This is a genomic window from Methanooceanicella nereidis, from assembly GCF_021023085.1.
In the GTDB taxonomy this organism is placed as follows: domain Archaea; phylum Halobacteriota; class Methanocellia; order Methanocellales; family Methanocellaceae; genus Methanooceanicella; species Methanooceanicella nereidis.
Genome location: NZ_PGCK01000001.1, coordinates 15,373 through 37,140 on the forward strand (window position 1 = coordinate 15,373; position 21,768 = coordinate 37,140).

At 45.8% G+C, this 21,768-nt stretch carries 21 protein-coding genes; 10 read left to right on the plus strand and 11 right to left on the minus strand.

The features are described from left to right. Position 1 precedes the first annotated feature (1 nt). Both CUJ83_RS00110 and CUJ83_RS00115 read right to left on the minus strand, forming a co-directional pair. A complete protein-coding gene (locus tag CUJ83_RS00110) occupies positions 2-964 on the minus strand; it encodes a (Fe-S)-binding protein (RefSeq protein WP_230739137.1) in 963 nt (320 codons plus the stop codon). After that, a complete protein-coding gene (locus tag CUJ83_RS00115; protein WP_230739139.1) occupies positions 961-1,971 on the minus strand; it encodes an FAD-dependent oxidoreductase in 1,011 nt (336 codons plus the stop codon). Before CUJ83_RS00115 ends, CUJ83_RS00110 begins: the two co-directional genes overlap by 4 nt. 293 nt (positions 1,972-2,264) lie before the next feature. Here CUJ83_RS00115 and CUJ83_RS00120 point away from each other — a divergent pair, with 293 nt between their 5' ends. After that, on the plus strand, positions 2,265-2,444 hold the full coding sequence (locus CUJ83_RS00120; RefSeq protein WP_230739141.1) for a hypothetical protein: 180 nt from the start codon (positions 2,265-2,267) through the stop codon (positions 2,442-2,444). A gap of 363 nt (positions 2,445-2,807) precedes the next feature. Beyond that, complete coding sequence (locus CUJ83_RS00125; protein WP_230740165.1) at positions 2,808-3,635, plus strand: apurinic/apyrimidinic endonuclease family protein; 828 nt, start codon at positions 2,808-2,810, stop codon at positions 3,633-3,635. 23 nt (positions 3,636-3,658) lie between these two features. Here CUJ83_RS00125 and CUJ83_RS00130 read toward each other — a convergent pair whose 3' ends face one another. Next, a complete protein-coding gene (locus tag CUJ83_RS00130; protein ID WP_230739143.1) occupies positions 3,659-4,771 on the minus strand; it encodes a pyridoxal phosphate-dependent aminotransferase in 1,113 nt (370 codons plus the stop codon). A 1,039-nt stretch (positions 4,772-5,810) separates the two neighbouring features. Here CUJ83_RS00130 and CUJ83_RS00135 point away from each other — a divergent pair. Next, complete coding sequence (locus tag CUJ83_RS00135) at positions 5,811-6,956, plus strand: DUF362 domain-containing protein (protein ID WP_230739145.1); 1,146 nt, start codon at positions 5,811-5,813, stop codon at positions 6,954-6,956. Between the two features lie 4 nt (positions 6,957-6,960). On the opposite strand, the gene CUJ83_RS00140 is transcribed toward CUJ83_RS00135, so the two are convergent. Further along, complete coding sequence (locus CUJ83_RS00140) at positions 6,961-7,440, minus strand: flavodoxin domain-containing protein (RefSeq protein ID WP_230739147.1); 480 nt, start codon at positions 7,438-7,440, stop codon at positions 6,961-6,963. A gap of 272 nt (positions 7,441-7,712) precedes the next feature. Between CUJ83_RS00140 and CUJ83_RS00145 the strand changes: the two genes are divergently transcribed. From CUJ83_RS00145 to CUJ83_RS00155, 3 genes are all read left to right on the plus strand, one after another. Further along, positions 7,713-8,243, plus strand: a complete 531-nt coding sequence (locus CUJ83_RS00145) for a nucleoside-triphosphatase (protein WP_230739149.1) — start codon at positions 7,713-7,715, stop codon at positions 8,241-8,243. A 344-nt stretch (positions 8,244-8,587) separates the two neighbouring features. Next, a complete protein-coding gene (locus tag CUJ83_RS00150; RefSeq protein WP_230739150.1) occupies positions 8,588-9,061 on the plus strand; it encodes a thioredoxin family protein in 474 nt (157 codons plus the stop codon). Between the two features lie 4 nt (positions 9,062-9,065). Next, positions 9,066-9,731, plus strand: coding sequence for a cytochrome c biogenesis CcdA family protein (locus tag CUJ83_RS00155; RefSeq protein ID WP_230739153.1), 666 nt, complete (start codon positions 9,066-9,068; stop codon positions 9,729-9,731). Here the strand turns inward: CUJ83_RS00155 and CUJ83_RS00160 are convergent. Beyond that, positions 9,708-12,749 (minus strand): DEAD/DEAH box helicase, encoded by a 3,042-nt coding sequence (locus tag CUJ83_RS00160; RefSeq protein WP_230739155.1) that lies wholly within the window; start codon positions 12,747-12,749, stop codon positions 9,708-9,710. The genes CUJ83_RS00155 and CUJ83_RS00160 overlap by 24 nt on opposite strands. Positions 12,750-13,063: 314 nt before the next feature. On the opposite strand from CUJ83_RS00160, the gene CUJ83_RS00165 reads away from it, so the two are divergent. Continuing rightward, positions 13,064-13,258 (plus strand): hypothetical protein, encoded by a 195-nt coding sequence (locus tag CUJ83_RS00165; RefSeq protein ID WP_230739157.1) that lies wholly within the window; start codon positions 13,064-13,066, stop codon positions 13,256-13,258. A 782-nt stretch (positions 13,259-14,040) separates the two neighbouring features. Here CUJ83_RS00165 and CUJ83_RS00170 read toward each other — a convergent pair. The 5 genes from CUJ83_RS00170 to CUJ83_RS00190 all read right to left on the minus strand — a co-directional run bounded on the left by CUJ83_RS00170 (position 14,041) and on the right by CUJ83_RS00190 (position 17,405). Further along, complete coding sequence (locus CUJ83_RS00170) at positions 14,041-14,613, minus strand: hypothetical protein (RefSeq protein ID WP_230739160.1); 573 nt, start codon at positions 14,611-14,613, stop codon at positions 14,041-14,043. Positions 14,614-14,782: 169 nt separating this feature from the next. Then, on the minus strand, positions 14,783-15,286 hold the full coding sequence (locus CUJ83_RS00175) for a pyridoxamine 5'-phosphate oxidase family protein (protein ID WP_230739162.1): 504 nt from the start codon (positions 15,284-15,286) through the stop codon (positions 14,783-14,785). Positions 15,287-15,432: 146 nt separating this feature from the next. After that, the gene (gene purF / locus CUJ83_RS00180) at positions 15,433-16,848 is read right to left on the minus strand and encodes an amidophosphoribosyltransferase (protein WP_230739164.1); all 1,416 of its coding nucleotides are present in this window, start codon (positions 16,846-16,848) and stop codon (positions 15,433-15,435) included. A gap of 110 nt (positions 16,849-16,958) precedes the next feature. Next, entirely contained in the window at positions 16,959-17,138 is a 180-nt protein-coding gene (locus CUJ83_RS00185; RefSeq protein ID WP_230739167.1) for a 50S ribosomal protein L37e, read from the minus strand. A gap of 48 nt (positions 17,139-17,186) precedes the next feature. Then, the gene (locus CUJ83_RS00190) at positions 17,187-17,405 is read right to left on the minus strand and encodes an LSm family protein (protein WP_230739170.1); all 219 of its coding nucleotides are present in this window, start codon (positions 17,403-17,405) and stop codon (positions 17,187-17,189) included. 365 nt (positions 17,406-17,770) lie between these two features. Between CUJ83_RS00190 and CUJ83_RS00195 the strand changes: the two genes are divergently transcribed. From CUJ83_RS00195 to CUJ83_RS00205, 3 genes are all read left to right on the plus strand, one after another. Continuing rightward, positions 17,771-18,259, plus strand: a complete 489-nt coding sequence (locus CUJ83_RS00195) for an RNA-binding protein (RefSeq protein ID WP_230739172.1) — start codon at positions 17,771-17,773, stop codon at positions 18,257-18,259. A 76-nt stretch (positions 18,260-18,335) separates the two neighbouring features. Continuing rightward, positions 18,336-18,710, plus strand: a complete 375-nt coding sequence (locus CUJ83_RS00200; protein WP_230739174.1) for a cell division protein SepF — start codon at positions 18,336-18,338, stop codon at positions 18,708-18,710. Positions 18,711-18,772: 62 nt separating this feature from the next. Then, complete coding sequence (locus tag CUJ83_RS00205) at positions 18,773-19,336, plus strand: ZPR1 zinc finger domain-containing protein (RefSeq protein ID WP_230739177.1); 564 nt, start codon at positions 18,773-18,775, stop codon at positions 19,334-19,336. A 364-nt stretch (positions 19,337-19,700) separates the two neighbouring features. On the opposite strand, the gene CUJ83_RS00210 is transcribed toward CUJ83_RS00205, so the two are convergent. Continuing rightward, on the minus strand, positions 19,701-21,764 hold the full coding sequence (locus tag CUJ83_RS00210) for a zinc-ribbon domain-containing protein (protein WP_230739179.1): 2,064 nt from the start codon (positions 21,762-21,764) through the stop codon (positions 19,701-19,703). Positions 21,765-21,768: the final 4 nt, after the last annotated feature.

Consider the following 21,768-nt stretch of genomic DNA (forward strand, 5'->3'; position numbering starts at 1 on the left):
TTCACCCGTCATATCCCAGATTTCTTGCGACGAGCACGCAAACGTCGATCACGCCGGATATGTCTTCCGATAGGTGGAAGTTACATTGCGGGCATGCAGTAGCCACTATATCGGGCTTTAACGAACGAATTTCGCCGACCTTTTTAGCCCTCAGGTTTCTTGAAAGCCCGAGGTCGTTCCTGCGGACGCCGCCGCCCGCGCCGCAACAGCTTTCAGGGGATGATACCCGTACGTATTCATACATCCTGTCGAGAAGCTTTTCAGCTATGACCATGGTGTAAGGTGAGACATTGCGATAAAGATGGCAAGGATACTGTAAAGTCGCCACAATGTCAGACTTTTTAAGACCGTTATAAATATCATACTCATCATAAAGGTCCAGGTAGTGAACGACCTCAAACTCATCCTGATATTCCAGGAAAGTGGATGTGCATCCGGGACATGACGTTATGACTGTCTCTACACCCCATTTTCTCAGCTCTTTAAGATTCTTTTCCAGAGTATTCCTTGCAAGATCAAAGCGGCCTATACGGTTTAGAGGTGAGCCGCAGCACACTTCGGGTATTCTCGTGAAATCAATGCCCATATGCCCCATCGTATAGCATACCGCGTCCGCTATCTGCCTCTGCCTGTAAGTCGTAAGACAGCCTGCATAGTATGCGACCTTAGACTTGTGAGGCTTGACCTCGGGAATGGACGACGGTACTATCGAGCATTCATAAGTTGAAATATAGTCCAGCGTTTCCTGATATCCTTTAGTTATTATATTCTTACGGACATTTTCGATGGCCTTTGTTATCGCCACACCTCTCGGGCATAAGGATACGCACAGGTTACAGGTTGTACAGTTAAGCACTTCACGGGAGATCATCTTAGAACGGTCAAGATCGAGCGCCCTGAGTGAGCTTAGACATGAAGGACAAACAGTCTCGCATATGCCGCATTTAACACACTGGTCGCTCATAGGTCGTCACCCGCATGGTATCCGGAGATCAACGCGCCATACAGCCCGAAACCCTGTGCTACAGCCCCGATGGCCCTCGCATTGTCAAAACCGTATTTCATGCCCGGATAGGCCCCTATTCCTTTTCTCATTATTTTATGCTCCGACAGGAACGCGTCGTTCAGGTCGGCCTCGATGTCATGGGATATTACCATACCGGTGAGAGGCTCGTACACAGTATCGCCATCGATACAAAGGCCGGTAAGCGGACCCCCTGTCGCGATAAAAAGATTTGATGCGGTTACATGGAACTCTCTTTTTGCCTTTGTGCCGGTACGACCCATGACACGCCCCTCTACTATGCGGTCGGCTTTGGAAAGGTCAAGTATCATGACGTTTTTTTGAGACATGGCTTTTTTTCTTAAGGCCTGTATAAGTCGCATGCCGTGGACGGATGGCGATGATATGTACTCATATACGCTCGCGCCAAGCTCCTTCTGTAGCCTCTCCCTGATGTCGTGCGAGGATGCAATGCCCAGCACAGGCGGGATCAAAAGAGACCCGGCATCAATGCCGGAAAGCTCCTGCGAAAACGACCGAAGTACATCCGGATCGGTCTCAATAAGCTTAGCGATCTCCTGATATGACTTCCCCTCTAAAAATCTAATGCCCCTGACATTAAAGCCCGGTGAAGGCGGTATTTGCCCGTTGAGAGATATGATGGCCGGGTCGTCCGAGAACGCCATGATATCCTGGACCAGCCCCTCACGGTGAACCAGCATATCTGTGAGGGCATTACCGCAGGAATAGCCGCAGCCCGTATCCTTCATCGATCCCAGGAACCATTCTTCCGCAGGAAGGTCGCGACGGGCATTAAACGAGAGCACGCCGCTGGATATGGCAGTGGCTCCGAAGCCCCGGGAAAGGACTATCGTATTGCCCTTCAGCCGTAAAGCCGCCGTAAGTCCCGCCAGGCCGGAGCCTATTATAACGTTATCACAATCAAGCTCGAGTTTTTTTACTAACATCAGGATGCCCGGTCCGTTTGCTTAAATTTTAACGATAGTGAATTTCTTTATCTTCAGGATATATCTACACATTCAAACATATAAAAAGCTGGTTCTTACGACCCTGTGATCAATTCACAATATAAATATTCAAAATAATAAGTTTATAAAAATAAATTTATCATATCTATTGCTAAATAAGCATTTAAAGAGATAATATTCGATTAATATACAATTACATTTTTATTTATCGTTTAATCCTTTGGTAAGGGTTATGTCAATGAATAAAAGATTAGTTTTTAGAGGCATATTACATGGCAGAACTAAAGGATCCGGGAAGAGTAGAGGGAGGCAGAAAGGCGGCAAGGACAGCAAAAGAAAGATATGGAGATAATTTCCACAAGGAGATAGGTTCTAAAGGCGGTAGAAGCACAGCAACGAGACATGGCGGGGAATTTTACGAAACTATAGGAAGAAAAGGAGGGAGAAGCTAGAATTACTTTCCCCGGATATCTTTCCCGGGGAATTCTCTCCCGATCGACCTATTTTTGAAAAGCCCGTTAAAAATCCATCATCCGCTATAATTTCGGCTATTATCCATTTTTTTACGATTATTAATTACTCAATTCTAAATCAAGTAGCGAATAATAAGCTTTGACAAGCATATGATAACTAACAACACTAAATACACACATTCACACCGACCGTCACGCGAACATCAATATGAAGCTCAATTGAGACCGGAATGCCTCAACTGCATGTTCTGGTACAGATGCAGGACCGGGAATATTGATTGCGACATATTAAAAGGTTAAAAATTAAAGAAAAGCCAAGAAATCCATTTTTAGGTCTTGACCATGAGGATAGGATATGCGGCAATACCTTATGAGAAAAAGCTTCTTCCGGTGACAAGTAAAAAGAGCGCTTCGATAACAATAGAACGCCTTGCAAAAGTCGCCGGGTATACTCATGAACTCGGCATCGACCTATACCGCATACCGGCTAACATCTCCCCGCATGAGAATATCGAAAGCATCGAAAAAGCAAAGGACGATATAAAATGCCTGGGAGAGCTTTTTAGAAGGCTAGACATCAGGACATGCTTCCATGTGACCTATTATTGTATAATGAACTCCCCGAATCCAAAAGTCATTGAGAATTCTATCAACGAGCTAAACTGTATGTACCTTTATGATAAATACGCCGGAGGCGGAAATCATATCGAATTACACGCAGGCGGCGCATACGGCGACAGGCAAAGTTCTATACGGCGTTTTATAGATAATGTCCTGAAGCTTGAAGAGCCGATATTCAAGATGATCCGCCTCGAGAACGAGGAACATGAGGGGAAGATCGGCACCATAGAGGAGCTGTTCTTAATCAACCGCGAGACTGGTATACCGCTCATATTCGATGTCGCTCATTATCGTGTCAACCCCCTTGAGAGAAAAAAGCCTGTGCGGGAGATAGTGAAGGCGTTCTTAGACACATGGGCAGAAGCCACCACATTTCCCATGCTTCATTATTCCACCACGCCTCCCGGCTCCGGTACGCATCTGCCCGTAGATCCTGTTGACTTCTGGGAATATGTGGACGGACTAAAAGGCCTGAGCTTTGACATCATGCTGGAGACAAAAGAAAAAGAAAGAGACGTCTTAAAAGTAAAGGCTTACAAGACCCGATAAAAGAAAAAGGGAAGTAGCGTTTTTCAGCACAATACCCTTTTCATTATGCCGGTCGCCTTTTTAATATTTTCAAGAGATGTCGCATAAGAGAAACGGACATAACCCTTGCCGCACTGTCCGAACGCGGTTCCGGGCGTGGATATCACGCCGTTCTTCAAGAGTTCTGTAACGGCCTTGTTATCATCCCCGATATACGGGAAGGCATAAAAAGCACCCTGAGGCGTTACGCAATCTATTCCCATCGCGTGGAGCTCTCCGAGGAGATAATCGCGTCTTTTCCTGAACTCCTCTCGCATTTCGGCGACACATTCCTGCGGGCCGGTAACGGCAGCCAGTGCCGCCCTCTGCGATATCGAGCAGGCCGCTGCCTGGACATACTGGTGCACCTTTAGTATCTGCTCTATGTATTCCGGCCTTGCCGCAAGGTAACCGAGCCTCCACCCGGTCATAGAGTAGGTCTTGGATGCCGCGTTGATAGTTACGACGTTGTCCGAATATTTAGCAGGGCTCACATGCTTGCCTTCATATATGAAATGCTCATATACCTCGTCCGAAATTATAGTCACGTTCCTGTCCGACGCGATATCCGCTATTGCCTTGATCTCTTCTTCGGACTGGACCATTCCCGTCGGGTTCGAAGGGGAATTGAGCACGATAACTTTAGTATTGCGTGTTATGTGATCCTTGAGCTTTTCCGGGTCATACTTTAGCTTAGATCCAAGCGGGACGGGCACTACAGAAGCCCCTGAAAGCCTGGAAAGCGCGGAATATGAAACAAAGCCCGGGTCGGGGACTATGACCTCGTCGCCGGTGTTGCATAACGCCTGTAGCGCGATGTATATCCCTTCACTGGCCCCTGAAGTGACCATTATCTCGGAAGGCGAGTAGTCGAGGCCGTTCTCGGCCTTGAATTTCTTTGAGAGCGCTTCCCTTAGCTCGGGCATGCCCATATTGGAAGTATACCCGGTGAAGCCTTCGTTGATCGCCTTTATGGCTTCATCTTTGATGTGCTGCGGAGTGTCAAAGTCCGGCTGCCCTATGCCCAGGTTTATGGAACCCGGTCCCGCAGCTTCGAATATCTTTCTTATCCCGGAGATATTCATCTCCTTTACCCTGTCGTTAAAATCGATGGCCATGATAATGCCTCATATATGAGCGTTATTGTACAAACTATAGTTCTTTACGCAATATACCTTTCGATGACACGAAGGCACAACAAGCCTCTGAGCATTAAAAAATACACAAAATACGGTCAGGCCATATATCAAATATACCATCTTAAGAATATCTTCTTTCTCACCACAAAATCTTTGATGAGCGGGTTCTTGCTCAGGTTTTTATGATGAAAGAACATGTTTTACTCAATTGTCTTTGAGATGAAGTTTTTATGGTTATGCCTGTCTGATGGCAGGTAGACACGTAACCTCACAAAAACACAGAACCACAAAATTTTTTATATGATTTTTTAAGGGCACGAAAACCCTAAGAGTTTACTCACAAAAACACGAAGGGCTCTAGTATCACTGTCAACGCACTAACACCTCTAACGCCCGGCTCAACGCACCAACCTCTCTAAGTCACCAACGCTAAAACAAGGCCCGAACATTCTCCAAATCACTAAAGTTTAATATCCCGGTCTGTGTTCCCCTTGACCTATAACAGGGATATTGATCGTGTAAGCGTCAACCGTGCAGTTAAAATTTCGTGTTTTTGGGAATATTCGGGTCTTGTTTTAGCGTTGGTGACTTAGAGCACTTCGAGCATTAAGCCGTGCATTAGAGACTTTAGTGCGTTGACGGTGATACTAGAGCCATTTGTGGTTTGGTGAGTGAACCTTTGGGTTTTCGTGACCTTAAATTCTAAAAAAATTTTGTGGTTCTGTGTTTCTGTGAGGTTACGTGCCTGCCTGCCATCCGACAGACACAACCTAAAAAACCATATCGCAAAGACACGATGAAGTACTATACTTTCATACGTTTTTTCAACTTTAAAACCTGAGCAAGAACACCCTCATCAAAGATTTCGTGGTAAAAGACCAGTATTTTAGTTACCTGAATGCCCGTCAGTAGATCTTTTAGCCCTTTGAACAGGTAATTCGATTAGCTCTTCAGCATCATTTCATTATCAAGAAAGAATTTATCGGATACCACCCATAAGTTAATCAAAGTGGATACCATGCCTTTTGAAGTCTCGGTCATAAAATGCGACACATACGAAGAAGAAAAGCTTACGGCAGCGGTGAAGGATAGTCTTGCCCCATTAGGCGGCCTTGAAAGCGTAGTCAAGAAGGGTGACAGGGTCCTCATTAAATTGAACCTGCTGTCATCAAAAGAGCCCGGAAAGGCAGTCACCACCAACCCTGCACTTGTAAAGACAGTTGTAAAGATGGTCCAGCAGTTGGGGGCTGTCCCGATAGTTGGCGATTCTCCGGGAGGCAGGAACACGGGCTCATCATATGAGACGCTTCTCGAAAGAACGGGTATCAGGCAGATCGCCGATGATACGGGCTGCGAGGTCGTAAATTTTGACGAAGAAAAGCTTGACGTGGTGTCGGATAAGTCGAGGGTGTTTAAAAAGCTCACTGTGGCAAAGATCGTCACGGACGTCGATGCGGTCATATGCCTGCCCAAGCTCAAGACACACCAGTTCATATACTATACTGGCGCCGTCAAGCTCCTGTACGGCTATGTCCCCGGCATGCTGAAGACAGAGTATCACCTGCATACAGGAAAGGACGTCAACGTTTTTGCCGACCTTCTTCTTGATATATATGAGAGTTTTACGCCGCAGATCAACATAATGGACGCGATCGTAGGAATGGAGGGCCCGGGACCGCAGAGCGGCATACCGCGCAATGTGGGATTGATAATTTCAAGTAAAAGCGGCCCTGCCCTGGATCTTGTAGCGACTTCTGTCATAGGCTTTGACCCGATGATAGTGCCCACCATAAAAAAGGCATATGAAAGGGGTATCGGACCGTCGGGTACGGGTGAGATAAAGATATTCGGGGAACCCCTGGAAAATGTCATGGTAGAGGATTTTAAAAAGCCGGAGACGCTGATGATGGCCATGGTGCCGCCTGTGTTCATGAACTTGGCGAGCAGGCTTCTTGGAACACGGCCGGTGATAGACGCATCCATGTGTGTCATGTGCGGCAAATGCGCGAGAGACTGCCCTCCGAAAGCTATCAGTTTTAAAAAAGGAGCCGTACCTGCGATCAATTATAATGCTTGCCTGAGATGCTATTGCTGCCAGGAGCTCTGTCCGGAAGGAGCCGTTAAAGTAACCCTGCCGTTAATAAGAAAATTATTGAAGACCTGAACGCTCAGATCACGCTAAGAGGTGTCTGTGTCGGCCTTCTAGGTCCTGCGAGCTCTTTTCCGAAGTCAAAGCATATAGCCCTGTTGAGCTTTCTCCACGGCCCCATAGCAGCATCGAAAGAGGTCTCATAAATTATGTTACCCGCGCATGATCCCTTTAGTTCGTCAAGATACTTGCGGACCATGAAGTTCCTCATGCCAAATACACCGGCGAAGCATACGACGAAAAGTGCAATTTTCTTTCCCCGAAGGTTTTCCTGCGCCATGAAGTCGCTTATGCTGCCCATCGGCTCTTCATTATAAATAGGCGAACCTATGACTATCAGGTCGTAATCAAGAGTATCGACGTTTTTAGGCGTCCTCGCCTCAACATAAGCGCCGGCTGACATAGCACCATCCATTATCCAGCCTACGACCTCGTTTGTCGTACCACCCCGGGTATCGTAAACTATGAGGATACGCTTATTTCTACCCACTAACTCCATGTAACCCATCTCACTGTGATATGTATTCTTCCCATATTTATGAACTTTCTAGATAAAATCACCCAATATATTTATATTATATAAAAATATGAACGTTTATTAGGGAAAGTAAAATATGCGGAACTATTATTGGGCACTGATATTCTATCTCCTGACATATTTTTGATCTTTCAGTATATCAGGAATTTATTCTTATCTTATAATAATAAATATCTTCCCGTTAATTACGTATAAACCAAATAATTTATATTCATACAGGTGAACTTAAGTCTATGAGCCGCGTAAAAAATTTTCTATTGACAGGAAGACCGGGAATCGGAAAAACCACTGCTATAATATCCGCCATAAGATCATTGGATACGGATCCTGGAGGATTCTATACTGAGGAGATGCGCACAGGCAGAGAAAGGAAAGGGTTCGAGATAGTATCGCTTTCGAATGAGAGGAAAGTCCTCGCATTAAAAGGCTTAAAGAGCGGCCACAGGGTTGGACCGTACGGCCTGGATATGGGAGTAATGGACACGTTCGCCGTCGACCTCATCAAGGACGCAATGAAAAATAAAACGCTAATAATGATTGATGAGATAGGCAGGATGGAGCTTATGTCGGAAAATTTCAAAGACATTGTGATAAAGGCACTGGACTCCGATAAGCCTGTGATGGGCGTCATAATGAAGAAGGATAATGAATTTTCGAAGGAGATCAAGAACAGGGAGGACACCATTATCATTGAGGTGACAGAAGCTAACAGGGATAAAATACCGGACACACTAAAAACTCTCGTAAGCGGTGTTTTAACTTAGGCACACATGATACATGGAAACAATATGCCGGGCATTTTCTATAGAATAACATTCATGCCGAACCATTTGTGGACTGGATATCTGGAAACTATCAAATCCTTATAGATGATCATATGATCGGTCTAACTGCAAATTTTTTATGACTTTGATTTTAAAAGGATATGAAGACTAAAGCGCAAATCGGGTAATCGATCTATCTTTAAGATCAATCCATCATTTGAATGAAAATAAGCATATTACGATACGATCTTCAAAAAATGACGATGATATACTACAATTTTTTCAACTATAATCCAATATTTCTATTACAAAAAGATTATAAAATAAAAACCTACAAATCTTTGATGATAAAAACAAAAACTACAATACTGGCCGTATCAGTCGTAATTTGTATGATGGCCTTTGCCGGCATCGTTTCGTCACAGTCTATGCAACAGCCCGTGTTAAAGTCGAAGGTAACGATGGCCGACATCGATGAGGCTTTGAAGTCCGGGCCGGTATTCCTCGAGTTCGAGACCCAGGAGTGCGGGTACTGTAAACAGCAGCGCCCCATGACAGAAGAGCTTGCGGGGGAATATTCCGGAAAAGTGACCTTCATGTTCATCGATGCGAACCAAAACAGGGATATTGCGAGAACATTTCTTGTGTCCGGCGTGCCGCAGATGAACATCATAGCAAAGAAGGAGAACGGAGAATACACCTACGTCGGAAAGGACGGTAAGGCTTCCGGGAACATCAACGATTCAAGGTTCAGAGGACTGACACAAAAAGATACATTAAAGACGGCTCTCGATGCGGCGGTAAACATGAGAGGATAGTAGATTGGAAACTGTAGATTTCGTGTGGGCATTTATAGCCGGCGTGGTGAGCATAACGTCTCCGTGTGTGCTTCCCCTGTTACCGGGAGTACTGGCATATTCGACACATAACAATAAGCTTACTCCGCTGGCTATAGTTTTTGGACTGACTTTGACTTTTACGACTTTGGGAATAGTATCAGCGGTTTTTGGCTCGATATTCATATACTATATTGATTATATCAAGTTCTTATCGGGCATCTTCATACTGATCATGGGCTTATATCTTTTATTGGAGCCTGTCGAGAACCTTATACTCCGCATGTGGCAAAAAGTGCCTTTTTCAAGGGTATCGCTATCATCGGCGGAGGAAGCGGGCCTGATCGGAGGCGTACTTCTGGGCATAAGCCTCGGGATAGTATGGATGCCATGCATCGGCCCCATACTGGCATCGATCCTGGTCATAGTGGCACAGCAGGGAGAGACACTTTACGGAGCATCCCTGCTTATGGTATATTCGGCAGGCCTCGGAGTCCCGATGCTGGGCATCGCCTACATGTCGAACATACTATCGGGAAGGGTGAGGGCCGCTTCAAAATACTCCATGATCGTCAGAAGGCTGGCAGGCATAGTGCTGGTATTACTCGGCCTTTATTATATATCGGAGCTAAGGTACCTTTTCGGGATCTAACGCGGAAAGTATAGCGTCCCCGAACTTGTCCACCCTTGACTGGCCGATACCATATATGCCTAAAAGCTCCTCTTTATTTTTAGGCTTTTTAGCGATAAGGTCGTAGATGGTCCTATCGTTAAATATCGTATACGGAGGCGAGTTCATCTCCTTTGAAAGCGAGGTCCGGAGAGCCCTTAAAGCTTTCTCGATATCTACATCGATCCCCGATAGCTCCGGCTTAATCGCCGGTCCCGCCCTTTTTGATGCGGGACTTTTGACGCTCTCTTTTGGCTTGCTTTTATCTCCGGGACCATTTTCCGAAAATTTAGCATTACCGTCCTCAAACGGTGTATTGATAAGCGCTACCTGCCTGAATGATATTGATAGCTTCTCTTCGCCATTTTCCGCGACTATCCTCACGTTATTGGCGGGGTTAAAGCTGAACTGGCTGATCCTGGCCTGTCCCATATAGTTCCGCGGTTTAACGCCGGAATCTCCATGGACCACGACCGTTGAGTCCGGCTTTATCAGCACTATGGCATTTCCTTCGTACAGGTCTTCGGTCTTACCGGTATACTCGACGCAGGCCTCTCCTGCGATAACATAATATGTGTTCTGACGCATGTTAACAACACCTTCCATGTCTACCGTTTTGTTCGGAGCCTTATCGGTGGCGGCTCCCAATGTCGTTTTCCATTCGTCTACCGGCAACATGGCGTCGGTGTAATCGACAGATACCTTGATATGCACCGGGCCGTCCCCCGCAGGTAATCTGACCGGTACTTTCTTATTGTCTCCCGCGCCGATGTACATTTTTTCTTCGCATATCGTCATACCTTCGGCTTTGACCGACACTCCGATAGTGCCTGCGCCTCCGGAATTTATCAGAGATAGTTCAGACTCCCTGTTTCCCTGCGCGAAATTCCGGGATATGCCCGAAAAGTCGACCGAGATCCCTGGTAGTTTCCTTGCCGTCTCGACGATGTCGATGGCAAGGCTTCCCCTTATGCCCATCCTTATTAAGTCCTCTGGCTTTTTTTCTGCGGCATCCCTGAGCGAGCCTATTCCGCCCTTGAATAAAATGTCCAGGCTGCGATCGCCGACGCCGGGAACGGATGCTAGCGATACTGCCTCTTCAGTGACTCCCTTGTCTATCTGGACTGACACCATCTTCACTTTACGTGAAAGCACAGGGCTGGAATATTCTTCGCAGAACCGTGCGAACGCGCTTAACAGCCTGGAGGCGTTCTGCTTGATAGCCCATGCGTCCGACTTTAATTCGTCGGGCACGTCCCTGTTTATATACCCGTTCAGGATAGCGCGCACTTTAGCGATGCCTCCCGGGCCGAGATCCATGCCTGCCAGAGACTTGACTGAGCCTGATTCGCCGGGCCTGGTGGCAACGTCGCTGAACTCTGCCGCCCTTGAGATGATATCCAGCACCTCGTCTGTGGATAGCCTTTCCCTGCGTGCGCATTCCTTAAACAGGAGAGATGTCTCCAGCCTGAGATAAAAGTCGGAGGTCATTACACCAAGAGGCGTAGCGGAAAGGACGCCATCGTCCTCGTTCACAAAGCCGTTCCTGACAAGGTAATCTATTTTCGTCGAGATCATACGGTCTATGTCTGTAATACCATACGTCACTGGATCGGTCTTTGACCTGACGTATAAAAAGGTCGTCTTCAGCCAATCCGCCGCCTCGATCACGTTCTTGACCATGCCCACGGCGATCTCGGCGTTCAGGTGCTCGGCCAGATTATACTTTAAGACGGACTCTATGGACTTTCCGCTTTTAAGGAGATCCCTGTACGCGCCTAACCGGGAATAAGGCACGATAACAAGGCCTTTACCCCGTGTATCGTATCCGGGGCGGCCTGCTCTCCCGAGCATCTGCAGAAGATCGATAGGGCTGATGTCCTTCGTTCCCGCTATCGGGTCATACATCTCGGTATCCCTGATCACGACAACTCGGGCAGGAAGGTTGACACCCCATGCCAGCGTAGAAGTCGAAACAAGTATCTTGATGCACCCTTCGCGAAAAGCGTTCTCAACAGCGGTCTTATCTTCGGACGGCAGGCCTGCGTGGTGGAAAGCAGTCCCGCACGATATGCATTTTTTTAAAGAAGGGTTGCTGACCCTGGACTTTATTTCCTGCAGCCTTCTCATCTCAGGCGGGATCAAAAAATACGGGGCGCTATTCTTACGCATGATCTCGCAAAGCTTCTCTGTCGCCTGATAGGTATCCTGCCTCGTCGATACGAATATCAAAGCCTGATGCCCGGCCGCAAGTTCATCTTTGATAAGGTCGTAGGCTTTGTACAGCCGGATATACTTATTAAGGAACTCGTTATCTTTCGGGCTATAGGGGATGACTGACGTGTCCAGTTCGACTGGCCTGTAAGAATTATCAAAAGTAAGTGTATTCTCTTCCGAAGCCCCAACCCACTTTGCGACATCGCCGATGTTAGGCATAGTGGCGCTCAATGCGACTATACGCAAAGGCTGTTTCATGAACGAGCTGATACGTTTCATCCTGCTTATCACGGCTTCAAGGGCCCCTCCCCTGCTGTCTGAATCGAGCAGATGCACCTCGTCTATGATGACCAAAGCGACGTCCTTGACGAAAGAATAGCGCTCCTGCCGGTATTTTCTGGTGGCGGAATCCCATTTTTCAGGCGTGGTGATGATCACGTCCGCAGACTTTGCCTCAAAAGGCGAAAGCTCTCTTTCACCTGTAACGACGTATACCTTAAATCCAAGGCTTCCGAGCACATGCTTCCATTCTGATTCCTTTTCGTTCGTAAGCGCCCTGAGAGGAGCTATAAAAAGCACTTTACCCTTATCGGCTTTGCCAAGCTCTTTTACCATAGCTGCTTCTGCCAGGACGGTCTTACCGCTCGCGGTCGGTGCCGATACGACGACGTTACCGTCGGAATTCAATATGACAGGCACGGCTCTCGATTGCATGCGATTAAAGTCTTTGAACGGGAACATCGGAACGAATCTTTTATCGATGATGTCCGTAACGGATAGCAAGCCTATTTCTGCCAGGATGATCCCCCTTTAGTATGCACTTTTAATGTACATGCCGGTAGATATATGATTCTATTCAAGGGCTGGCAATATAATAATTTTGGTTGTTTTCTTTTTTATGAAAAATAGTTTAGAGATATCAAATCATAAGCCAAATCTAATTAGAAAATTGAAACAAAACTTATAAATAGACTAAAACTAAATTTAGGGTTAATATACGGTATTTTAGCAATGAATTGTGGGGTTTGCTTAAAAGCCATTCAGAATAGGAATGACATCGATATACCGTAAAAATATCCTGCCGAGAGGAGTTAAACATGGAATATGAAATGTTGCTTTTATTCATAAGCTTTGGATGGTTCATGAGCGTAACCGTCATATTTCTCATGTACGTGAGGATGAGGCAGCTCTCCGAAGAGCTAAGGAAGGTTAAGGACGAGATAGAGCTGTCAGATGACGAATTTCACGGACTTGAAAGAGGTATAACGGATTTCAAGAAGATAGAGATATAGATCACTGGCATTTATAAAATCGGCAATACCCCAAAAACATTACATTATAGTCACGGCATGATGCCTGGCAGGCAGGGAGATGCCTTAAAGCAAATGTCTTGCGGCAGACATCAATAAACCCGCAGCTCCGACCCGGGAGCCATAAACCGGGCACCAGGGAGATGGTATAAAGCCGGGTCAACGCGGCGGACCTCATAAACGCCACCCTTTCATGAGGAAGGATAAACCCCATACTCGGAAGTCGAGTTTAAACTGCTTCGGTGAGGGCGATCACCCGTAAAAAGCAAAGTCCGTGCAGGACTCTAAAGCGCATACGTGGGGAGACACGTCTAAAAAGCAAACGCGGATCGCAGGCGTCTAAAATGGCTTAAAGTAGGGAGCTACTATAAAGCAAAGTCTCCGGACTCTAAACAAATAAGGCCTATATCGACGTTGATAGGGGCATATCGGGCGGGATAACCGGAACCCTGCCCGATAGCCCCGTAAACGTTGTTTTTCATAAAGTTTAAGATCCTGACCTGCTATAATTAAAAGGCCGACTTATTGCTGTGTGCCGGTTGTTGTTGATATAAATGTCCTTTTTTAAGTATTGAAATAGTGATCTTTAATGCTGTATGCGGACATAAGAGCGGGGATCGTCGACAGCAAGGGGATCTACCGGTGAGCTAATACAAAAGGCGCTTATAAAAAATCACCGCAGAATTATTTATGACACACGTTATGGTATTTTAAAAATCGTACATATAAAAAAAGATGGCCGACCGTTATGGCCGGTGATCCGCTTAACTGAGGATACCCTCAAAGCGCTCGTCTATGAAATCGGCATATGTAGGTATTTCCGAGAGAGCGGGATTGCCTCTCCTTTTAATGTAAAGGCGGTGTTCATATTCCAGTTTGGTCTTTTCCTTTGCGATCTCTTCCGCGAATTTATCCAGCCTCTCCTTGAACTCATATATTGACAGAAGCATGAACCTCTCGAAATCCTCCTCATTCTTGCAGGACTTTGATAGCCCGGGATTGTTTTCAAGAACGCGGAAGAACAGCGCCACGAACGCGTTATACTGGTCAGTCGTCCTGAAAGTGATCCTCTTAGCCTGCGTGATGCCGCCGACTTTCTTAAGTACGCTGACGTTGTTATTTTGTTCCAGCTCTTCTGCGATGTCAGTAACGCTCTTTTGCATCAGCGGATAAGCCACCGTCGATAATTTATATACCAGGACCTCGGAAAGCAGCCCGGACTCTGCAAAAGCGTTGACATCCTCTTTTATCAAAGACTGAAGAAAATGATCGGCAATTTGTACAAGTATGACCTTATCGTTTGCATTTTCCTTTTTTTCAGATTTTTTTGCGCCCATTATATTCCTCCCAATACAACATAAATTCACTATCAAAACATTAACTGATAATACAGGGTGTAATGTAGATATAATATTGCTTCGGGTTAAAAAGAGTTTTGAAAGTGATCAGGAATTGAATGATAAAATTAAAAAAAGATGATGATAAGGATCGGAGCTCTGACCCTGATCATGGCGACTTTAATGCTATGTAGTCCCGGACGTCAAGCCTTAAGAGTAAGGATTCTTTAGATGACAGCGTCTTTTTATCCATACATTCAAAGCCGTGGCGTGCAGCAACTTTTTCTTTCCCTCCCCGGGAACCTATCGAAGCCAGAAGAGCTTCAGACGCTTCCTCTTTTTCCTTAGTGTCCCTGACGAGTGACAGCCTGCCCATCAACGTGACGCTCTTATAGTCGGTGATGTCTTCATTATATTTGTCTATCTCCACGCAGACATTGGGGTTTTTATTGAACAGGTCCACTTTCCTGCCATAGTTGGCAAAGTGGAAATATATCTTATCGTTAATGAAAACATAATCAAGAGGAATGATATATGGCTGCGGATCATCATTCAGCGCCATCCTGCATATCCTGCAGGACCTTAACATCTCCTTTACCTCTTCTTCGGACATCTTAGGCAATTTAAATACTTCTTCTCCTGGTTCGCATGCTTCCTGTACGGTCGGTACCATAGTATACACCTCGTCATATTTTTATAAAAAATTTTATTAATAATTTTTATAATTTAATATAAAAATATAAATTAACAGGTAATTAAAGTTAAAGAGAGAAGAAGACGTATAATAAAGGAAAAAATAAGATAATTAGCGCCAGTACCTCATTCATTAATGAAATTGGTCAGCCTCGTCTGTTTATCCTCGCACGCTTCGCCAGGTATTTCCACCGGGTAAACGCCCGTCAAGCATCCTGTGCAAAGATCCTCTTTATTGATGCCTATGGCCTTTACAAGGCCGTCCAGCGAAATGTAGTATAATGAATCTGCACCTATCATGAACTCAACGCCCTTGACGGATTTATACGCGGCGATGAGCTCTTCCCTTGTCGCCATATCGATGCCGAGGTAGCAGGGTGATATGATCGGCGGGCTTCCTATCCTGGCATGGACCTCTTTTGCGCCGCCCCTCCTGATAAGGTCGATGATACGGCGCGACGTCGTGCCGCGGACGATACTGTCATCGATGAGAATGATACTTTTACCCTCAATGTTGGACCTGACGGTGTTGAGCTTTAAACGTACGGCAGTTTCCCTTAATTCCTGGCTTGGCATGATGAACGTCCTGCCTACGTACCTGTTCTTTATCAGGCACTCGGAATAATTTACGCTGGAAGCGTTCGAATAGCCTATTGCGGACGTGATACCCGAGTCAGGGACAGGGGATACTATATCCGCCTTTGTCGGGCATTCCTCTGCCAGGACCTCGCCTATACGATGCCTGACATTATACACGAGCCTGCCGTCAAGTATAGAGTCCGGCCTTGCGAAATACACGAACTCGAACATGCAATGGGCGTGGTTCTTTGCCCTGCACAGCCGGTAGCTTTCTATTCGATCGTTAAGTATGACCATTTCCCCGGGCGCGACATCCCTGATGAGTTCCCCGTTGAGCGTGTCAATTGCCGCGCTCTCGGACGCCAGAACATAGCCGTTGTCTATATGGCCGATGCATAAAGGCTTAAATCCAAGCGGGTCGCGGACGCCTATGACCTTGCCGTCCACGAGTATGACCAGAGAATAAGACCCCACGAGCTTTTTCATGGTCTCCCGGACAGCGGTCTCAAGATCATTTTTTAGCAATTGCTTTACAAGCAGATGGGCGATGACCTCGGTATCGGAATCGGAGATGAATATCCGTCCGTCAGCTTCAAGTTCCTTTTTAAGCTCGCGATAGTTCACCAGATTGCCGTTATGGGCAATGGCAAGCGTGCCGTTCTTATAGCTTACCATAAAAGGCTGACAGTTCTCCGCGCGGGAGCCCCCTGTCGTAGAATATCGCACGTGGCCTATGCCTGCATATCCTGCAAGCTTCTGTAAACGATCCCTGTTAAAATAGTCTGTGACAAGGCCCATACCCTTATCCGAGAGTATGCTGGTACCGTTCGATACGGCAATGCCGGACGACTCCTGGCCACGATGTTGAAGGGCTTGAAGTGCATAATAGATGTAAATGGCAGCAGCATCCCTGTTCTTGTTTTCATCGAACCAGACACCGACTACGCCACACTTGTCTTTCACAAGTACACCTTTGTGTTTTTAGATATAGCCTTTTCGGCTGTCACTTATTTTTGGACAGCATTGTTATCGTGGTGAAAGTCTGAGACTTTCACTCCCGATCATTAGACCATTTACCAGGTCTGTCTTGCCAGATGGCTGTGCCAGCCCCACTTGTTGAGTTTTGACGACCTGCCAAAACCGCAAGCTGCGCAGACTTTCTTGTTAAAGTTAAATGATACTTTACCGCACCTTCTGCACACTGTGTGCACTCTCTTCTGGCGCTTACCCTGTGATGGAGTTCCTTTTGTCATTGTGATTCACCTTTTCGCGTGTATACTGCATGTCATTGTTTATAGATATTACGGTGAAACGTAAACCACCGTATCGCCGCGCACTATGATAGTACCAAGCTTCTTCGATGCTTCATTTTCCCTGAGTTCCTCTGCATTGTCGAGAACCAGGTTCATGTGCATGTCATATCCCTGTAATTCTCCCCTGAACTCTCTTCCACCCTTTAATCTTACGATTACAGGGGAATTTAAAGCTTCATTTAAAACATCTAGGGGTCTCTGGCTCATAAATTTCCTCCAATAAATACCTATCAAGTAAAGAATATTACTGTGTTTAAATCTCACAAAGCATATTTATACTTATCGCCAAGGACGGCTCGTCGCCGCTACAATTAATCTACTATCTGATAATAGATAAAATTATTTCGAAATAACATCGCTTTATGCTGAATGTATTTATACAAGAATTTGAAATATGCGAATTTGGTAAATAATGATTTGCCGTAGTAACGTCAATGGACCAGATAACCCATAGTCTTAAAAGATACTTTAGCTTAAAAGATACGTTTTTTAGTATAGAATCAGCAAAAGTATTATAAATAAAAGCAATATACAGATTGAGAACTCTAAATAAAGTTAGTGAGGAAAGGTCATTGAGGATCAAGGGTAGACATCATTTGAGAGAGGATGCCGTAAAAAAAATCCTTGAAAATTTAAGAGCGAATTTTGGCGAGAGCGCCGATGCTGTTTTCGCTGGAAAAACGTTCGAGATAGCGGAAACGGATGAGGAGCAGGATTTCATACTGGTCAATGGAGAACCATTGCTTTTTTCAGTATCGGAAATGGTATTCCCGACTGTAAGAGGGGCGCTCAGGATGAAGCCAAAAAAGAAGCGTGTCGTCGTGGATATGGGAGCCGTTAAGTTCGTGGCTAAAGGCGCGGACGTGATGAGCCCCGGGATCGTGGATGTCGATACGTCAATACGTAGAGGCGACCTCGTGATAATCTGTGATGAAGTGCATGGGAAACCTATCGCTGTAGGCAGGGCTCTGGTAAACGCGGATGCCATGATGGGCAATAGAGGAAAAGCTGTCAAGTCTGTGCATTATGTCGGGGACAGGATATGGAACCTTGAAGTATAGCACCTTTAGTCACAAGGTACCGATAAACTAATTATCACGGAAAGTTATTACATATCAGGTATCTAGAGGTATCAAGATGGGTAGCAAGGGATTTATGGATAAAATATTCGGTAACAAACCGGCAGCGGAAGCAGAAGAGTACACCGAGATCGACCTTTCAGAATATGAACAGGCGATAGGCGAGGGCCCGGCAGAGACATATGTCAGAGTGGCTGAACTTACCAGCCTGGCCCAGATACCGGAGTTAAAGAGAGAGATTTACAACGGCAACATCGTTATAGTCGACATCACCCCTATCAAGGGCGACAGCCTGACGAGGGACCGTGCGCTCAAGGACCTGAAACAGGTAGCCATAGACGTTAACGGCGACATCGCCGGACTCGGTGAGAACCAGATCATCGTCACGCCAATGTCCATCAAGATCGACAGGACAAAGTTTACAGCGAAGTAAATATAATTTAATCCAGGATAAAAATGAATAACGTTGGATCAGATAATACAGATACATCAAACATGGTCAATATAACGGGGGCATCAAATTGCCCGATTTGCAATAATCCCCTGGAAATGCGCTGGAACCAGGATAATATCCCATATTTTGGTGATGTGATCGAGATAAGCAGCGTATGCAGCTGCGGGTTCAAGTATGCCGATACTCTGATATTAAGCCAGAGAGAGCCGCTCAGACATATAAAACGTGTCAACAATGAAAGGGACATGTATGTCAGGGTCATCAGATCCACTTCAGGCACTATCAGGATCCCCGAATGGGGGGTTAACATCGAGCCGGGACCGGCATCTGAAGCGTACATCTCGAACATTGAAGGTGTCATTGACCGCCTTGAGACTGTCGTCAGCATGGCATTAAAATGGGCTGAAACCTCAGAAGAGTGCGAACGCGCCGAGAATTTCCTGAACACATTAAAGGACGCAAAAGAAGGTCATGCGGAATTCACTTTGATAATGGAGGACCCTCTTGGCAACAGTGCCATCATAAGCGATGATGTCGAGGTCACTAAGCTCTCCGATGAGGAAGCCGGTTCATTGCACACAGGAATGTTCATAATTCAAAAATAAAACTGCAGTCCTGGATATGCATCAAATTTGCATGAACAGATTTGATGCCCTGTTTTAATTTTACTTATCTACGTCAGGGGATAGCTCATAACTTAATAGTGTTTCCTGCGGGCCCATAGTTTTATTTATGAACTGGATATTGTATCATTTTTATCTTAACTACAAAAAGCCTATGCCTGAAAAGATAATTCGATGAGCGTCAGCTTTCCTTTGAAAAGGGAGAGTTGAAGTCTATGAGAGATCCATTAAGGTATTGAGATGAAAATGCATATCCGGAAAGGATGATAAAAACCGATTTATTTAAAAAATAGCTCCAAGTGCCTTAACCGACCAGGAGTCTTCCGGACCATTATAAAAAGTGAGATCAAATGTCGTAATGCCCCTTTATTAGATTATCCGTTTTGAAAGCGCTGCCGCAGTTCATGCAGAACCTTGCGTGAGGCATATTAGGCGTCCCGCAATTTTCACATTTGATCCTTTGCTTTTCTTTTACCCTTGTGCCGCAGGATATACAGAATTGCGCTCCCGAGGGTAACACGGTATTGCATGTCGGACAGTATATCATATCGCTGTCAAGACTTTCTTCTTTCTTATCGCCGTTTTCAGGAGACTTTAACATGTCTGCAGCCGGAAACTTAACATCATCATTAGACGGGAGCGGATCTTTTACGATAGTTTTTTCGATAACTGGCGATGCCATTGATCCGTCGAGCCCGGTCTTGCCGGCGTCTATTTTTTCGACTTCGGGAATTTCTTTCTTTTTTACTTTTAACGGAGCAATGATCGGTTTTATGGGATGATTAACGCTTTTAATGCCTGCCGACTTCGACGTATAATTAACAGGCAGCACTATAGAAGAGCGTTTATCCTTCGCAGGGACCGGAGCATTTGCCTGGACCGTATTCAATGCGTTGGCAGGCATATTTTCCGGAGAGCCTGCTGATATCTCTGTGAAGATCGGGCCGATCGCATTAAGGCTATCAAGACCCGTAGCAGGAGTTTCGCCGGGTTTCTTAAGTTCCTCCGGCAGATCTCCATCTGCAGGGTTATATTTCATCCTGGCCAAAATGCTTGACGGAGTCGTTTCGACTTCCTTTTCATCGGTTTTTTCTTCGGCCGCCGTAACCTGCGGGACAGTGTCTTTATCGGGCTTCTCCGCCGTCTTCTCGGGCGGTTTGAACCAGAACTTATTGACAGGAGATGCCGTGCTGTCGGCATTATTTTCCGTTATCGCAGGATTTTCCGGGGGGAAATTGCACTTTATGTCCGTAGTGATCTTTTCAGGCTCTTTGATCTCTTCCTTAACCGGGATTTCCTGCGAGGGGAACAATTCAGAGGGTATATCCATCGCATCCAGGAACTTTTCCGGGTTTTCATTAACTGCAAAGCAATTTTTCTCCATGATCTCTTTCATCGTGCTTCCGGACATATGGCCCATGCCTATTGAATCCAGAATGCTCTCCGCGTTTAATGAAAAATCATCTTTTACTTTTTCCATTAGCTCTTTAAGCTCGAGGTCGATGTCATTTATTTCCGTGTCGATGCCCAGCAATGACGCCGACTGTTTATCCACAGTGATACCGGGTATACCGCCATAGCTTTTATTCGGCTCATTGATATTACTTTTAACATTAGATGGTGATGGAGTCTCAGGGATATTGACGGTCTCGGAACCTTTCCGCCTCAATAGATCCGCCAGGCCTACGCCGGCGGAATCAGACTGCATATTTGCCTTGGACCGCTCTTTTGGCCATGCCTTTTCTTCAGCCTCATTAAGCTTTAAAGAAAGCGTCTGGTACGCTTCCGATGCAATTCGCTTTACATGGGAGTCCGGGTAAAAGTTGGACAGATATTCCAGTGTCGGCAAGGCTTTTTCAACATATTCCGGGTGAGTCCTTGCGATTATCCCGACCAGCCTTGCTGTCTCCGCCCTGGTCGATTTGTTAATGCTGCCAAGAAGCTTTATCAGGGCGCCTGAGTAATACTCAAAATATTCCGGCTTTTTTGCGGCTATGATCTTTAAAGCGTCATATGCGTTAGTTCCTATGGTGCCATACCTGTCGTCAAGGCAGGAGATCAATTCGGGCATCATGAACCGGGCATTATCCACCTTTGAGACGATCATGTATAAAAGGAACTTAGTTATAGCGTCCTGCAGCATTTTATGTGAGCTGTTCAGCTGTACCTTTAAAATGGATACTAGCTGCGTTATGACGATCTCCTCTTTTTCAGGAGGTAAAGGAAGCAGGAACATCAGCGATTTTATGGAATATGTGAGAACGAGGATGTTATTTGACTCTTCGATATTCTTTAAAAAAATTTCCGACAGCCGCTCGATCTCATTGCGATCGTGAGTGTCATCGATGATCTGCTTTAGCTCCGTCAGAGAAAGATCATCACATCTCCCGGTGTTAATCCTGTCGATCAAAACA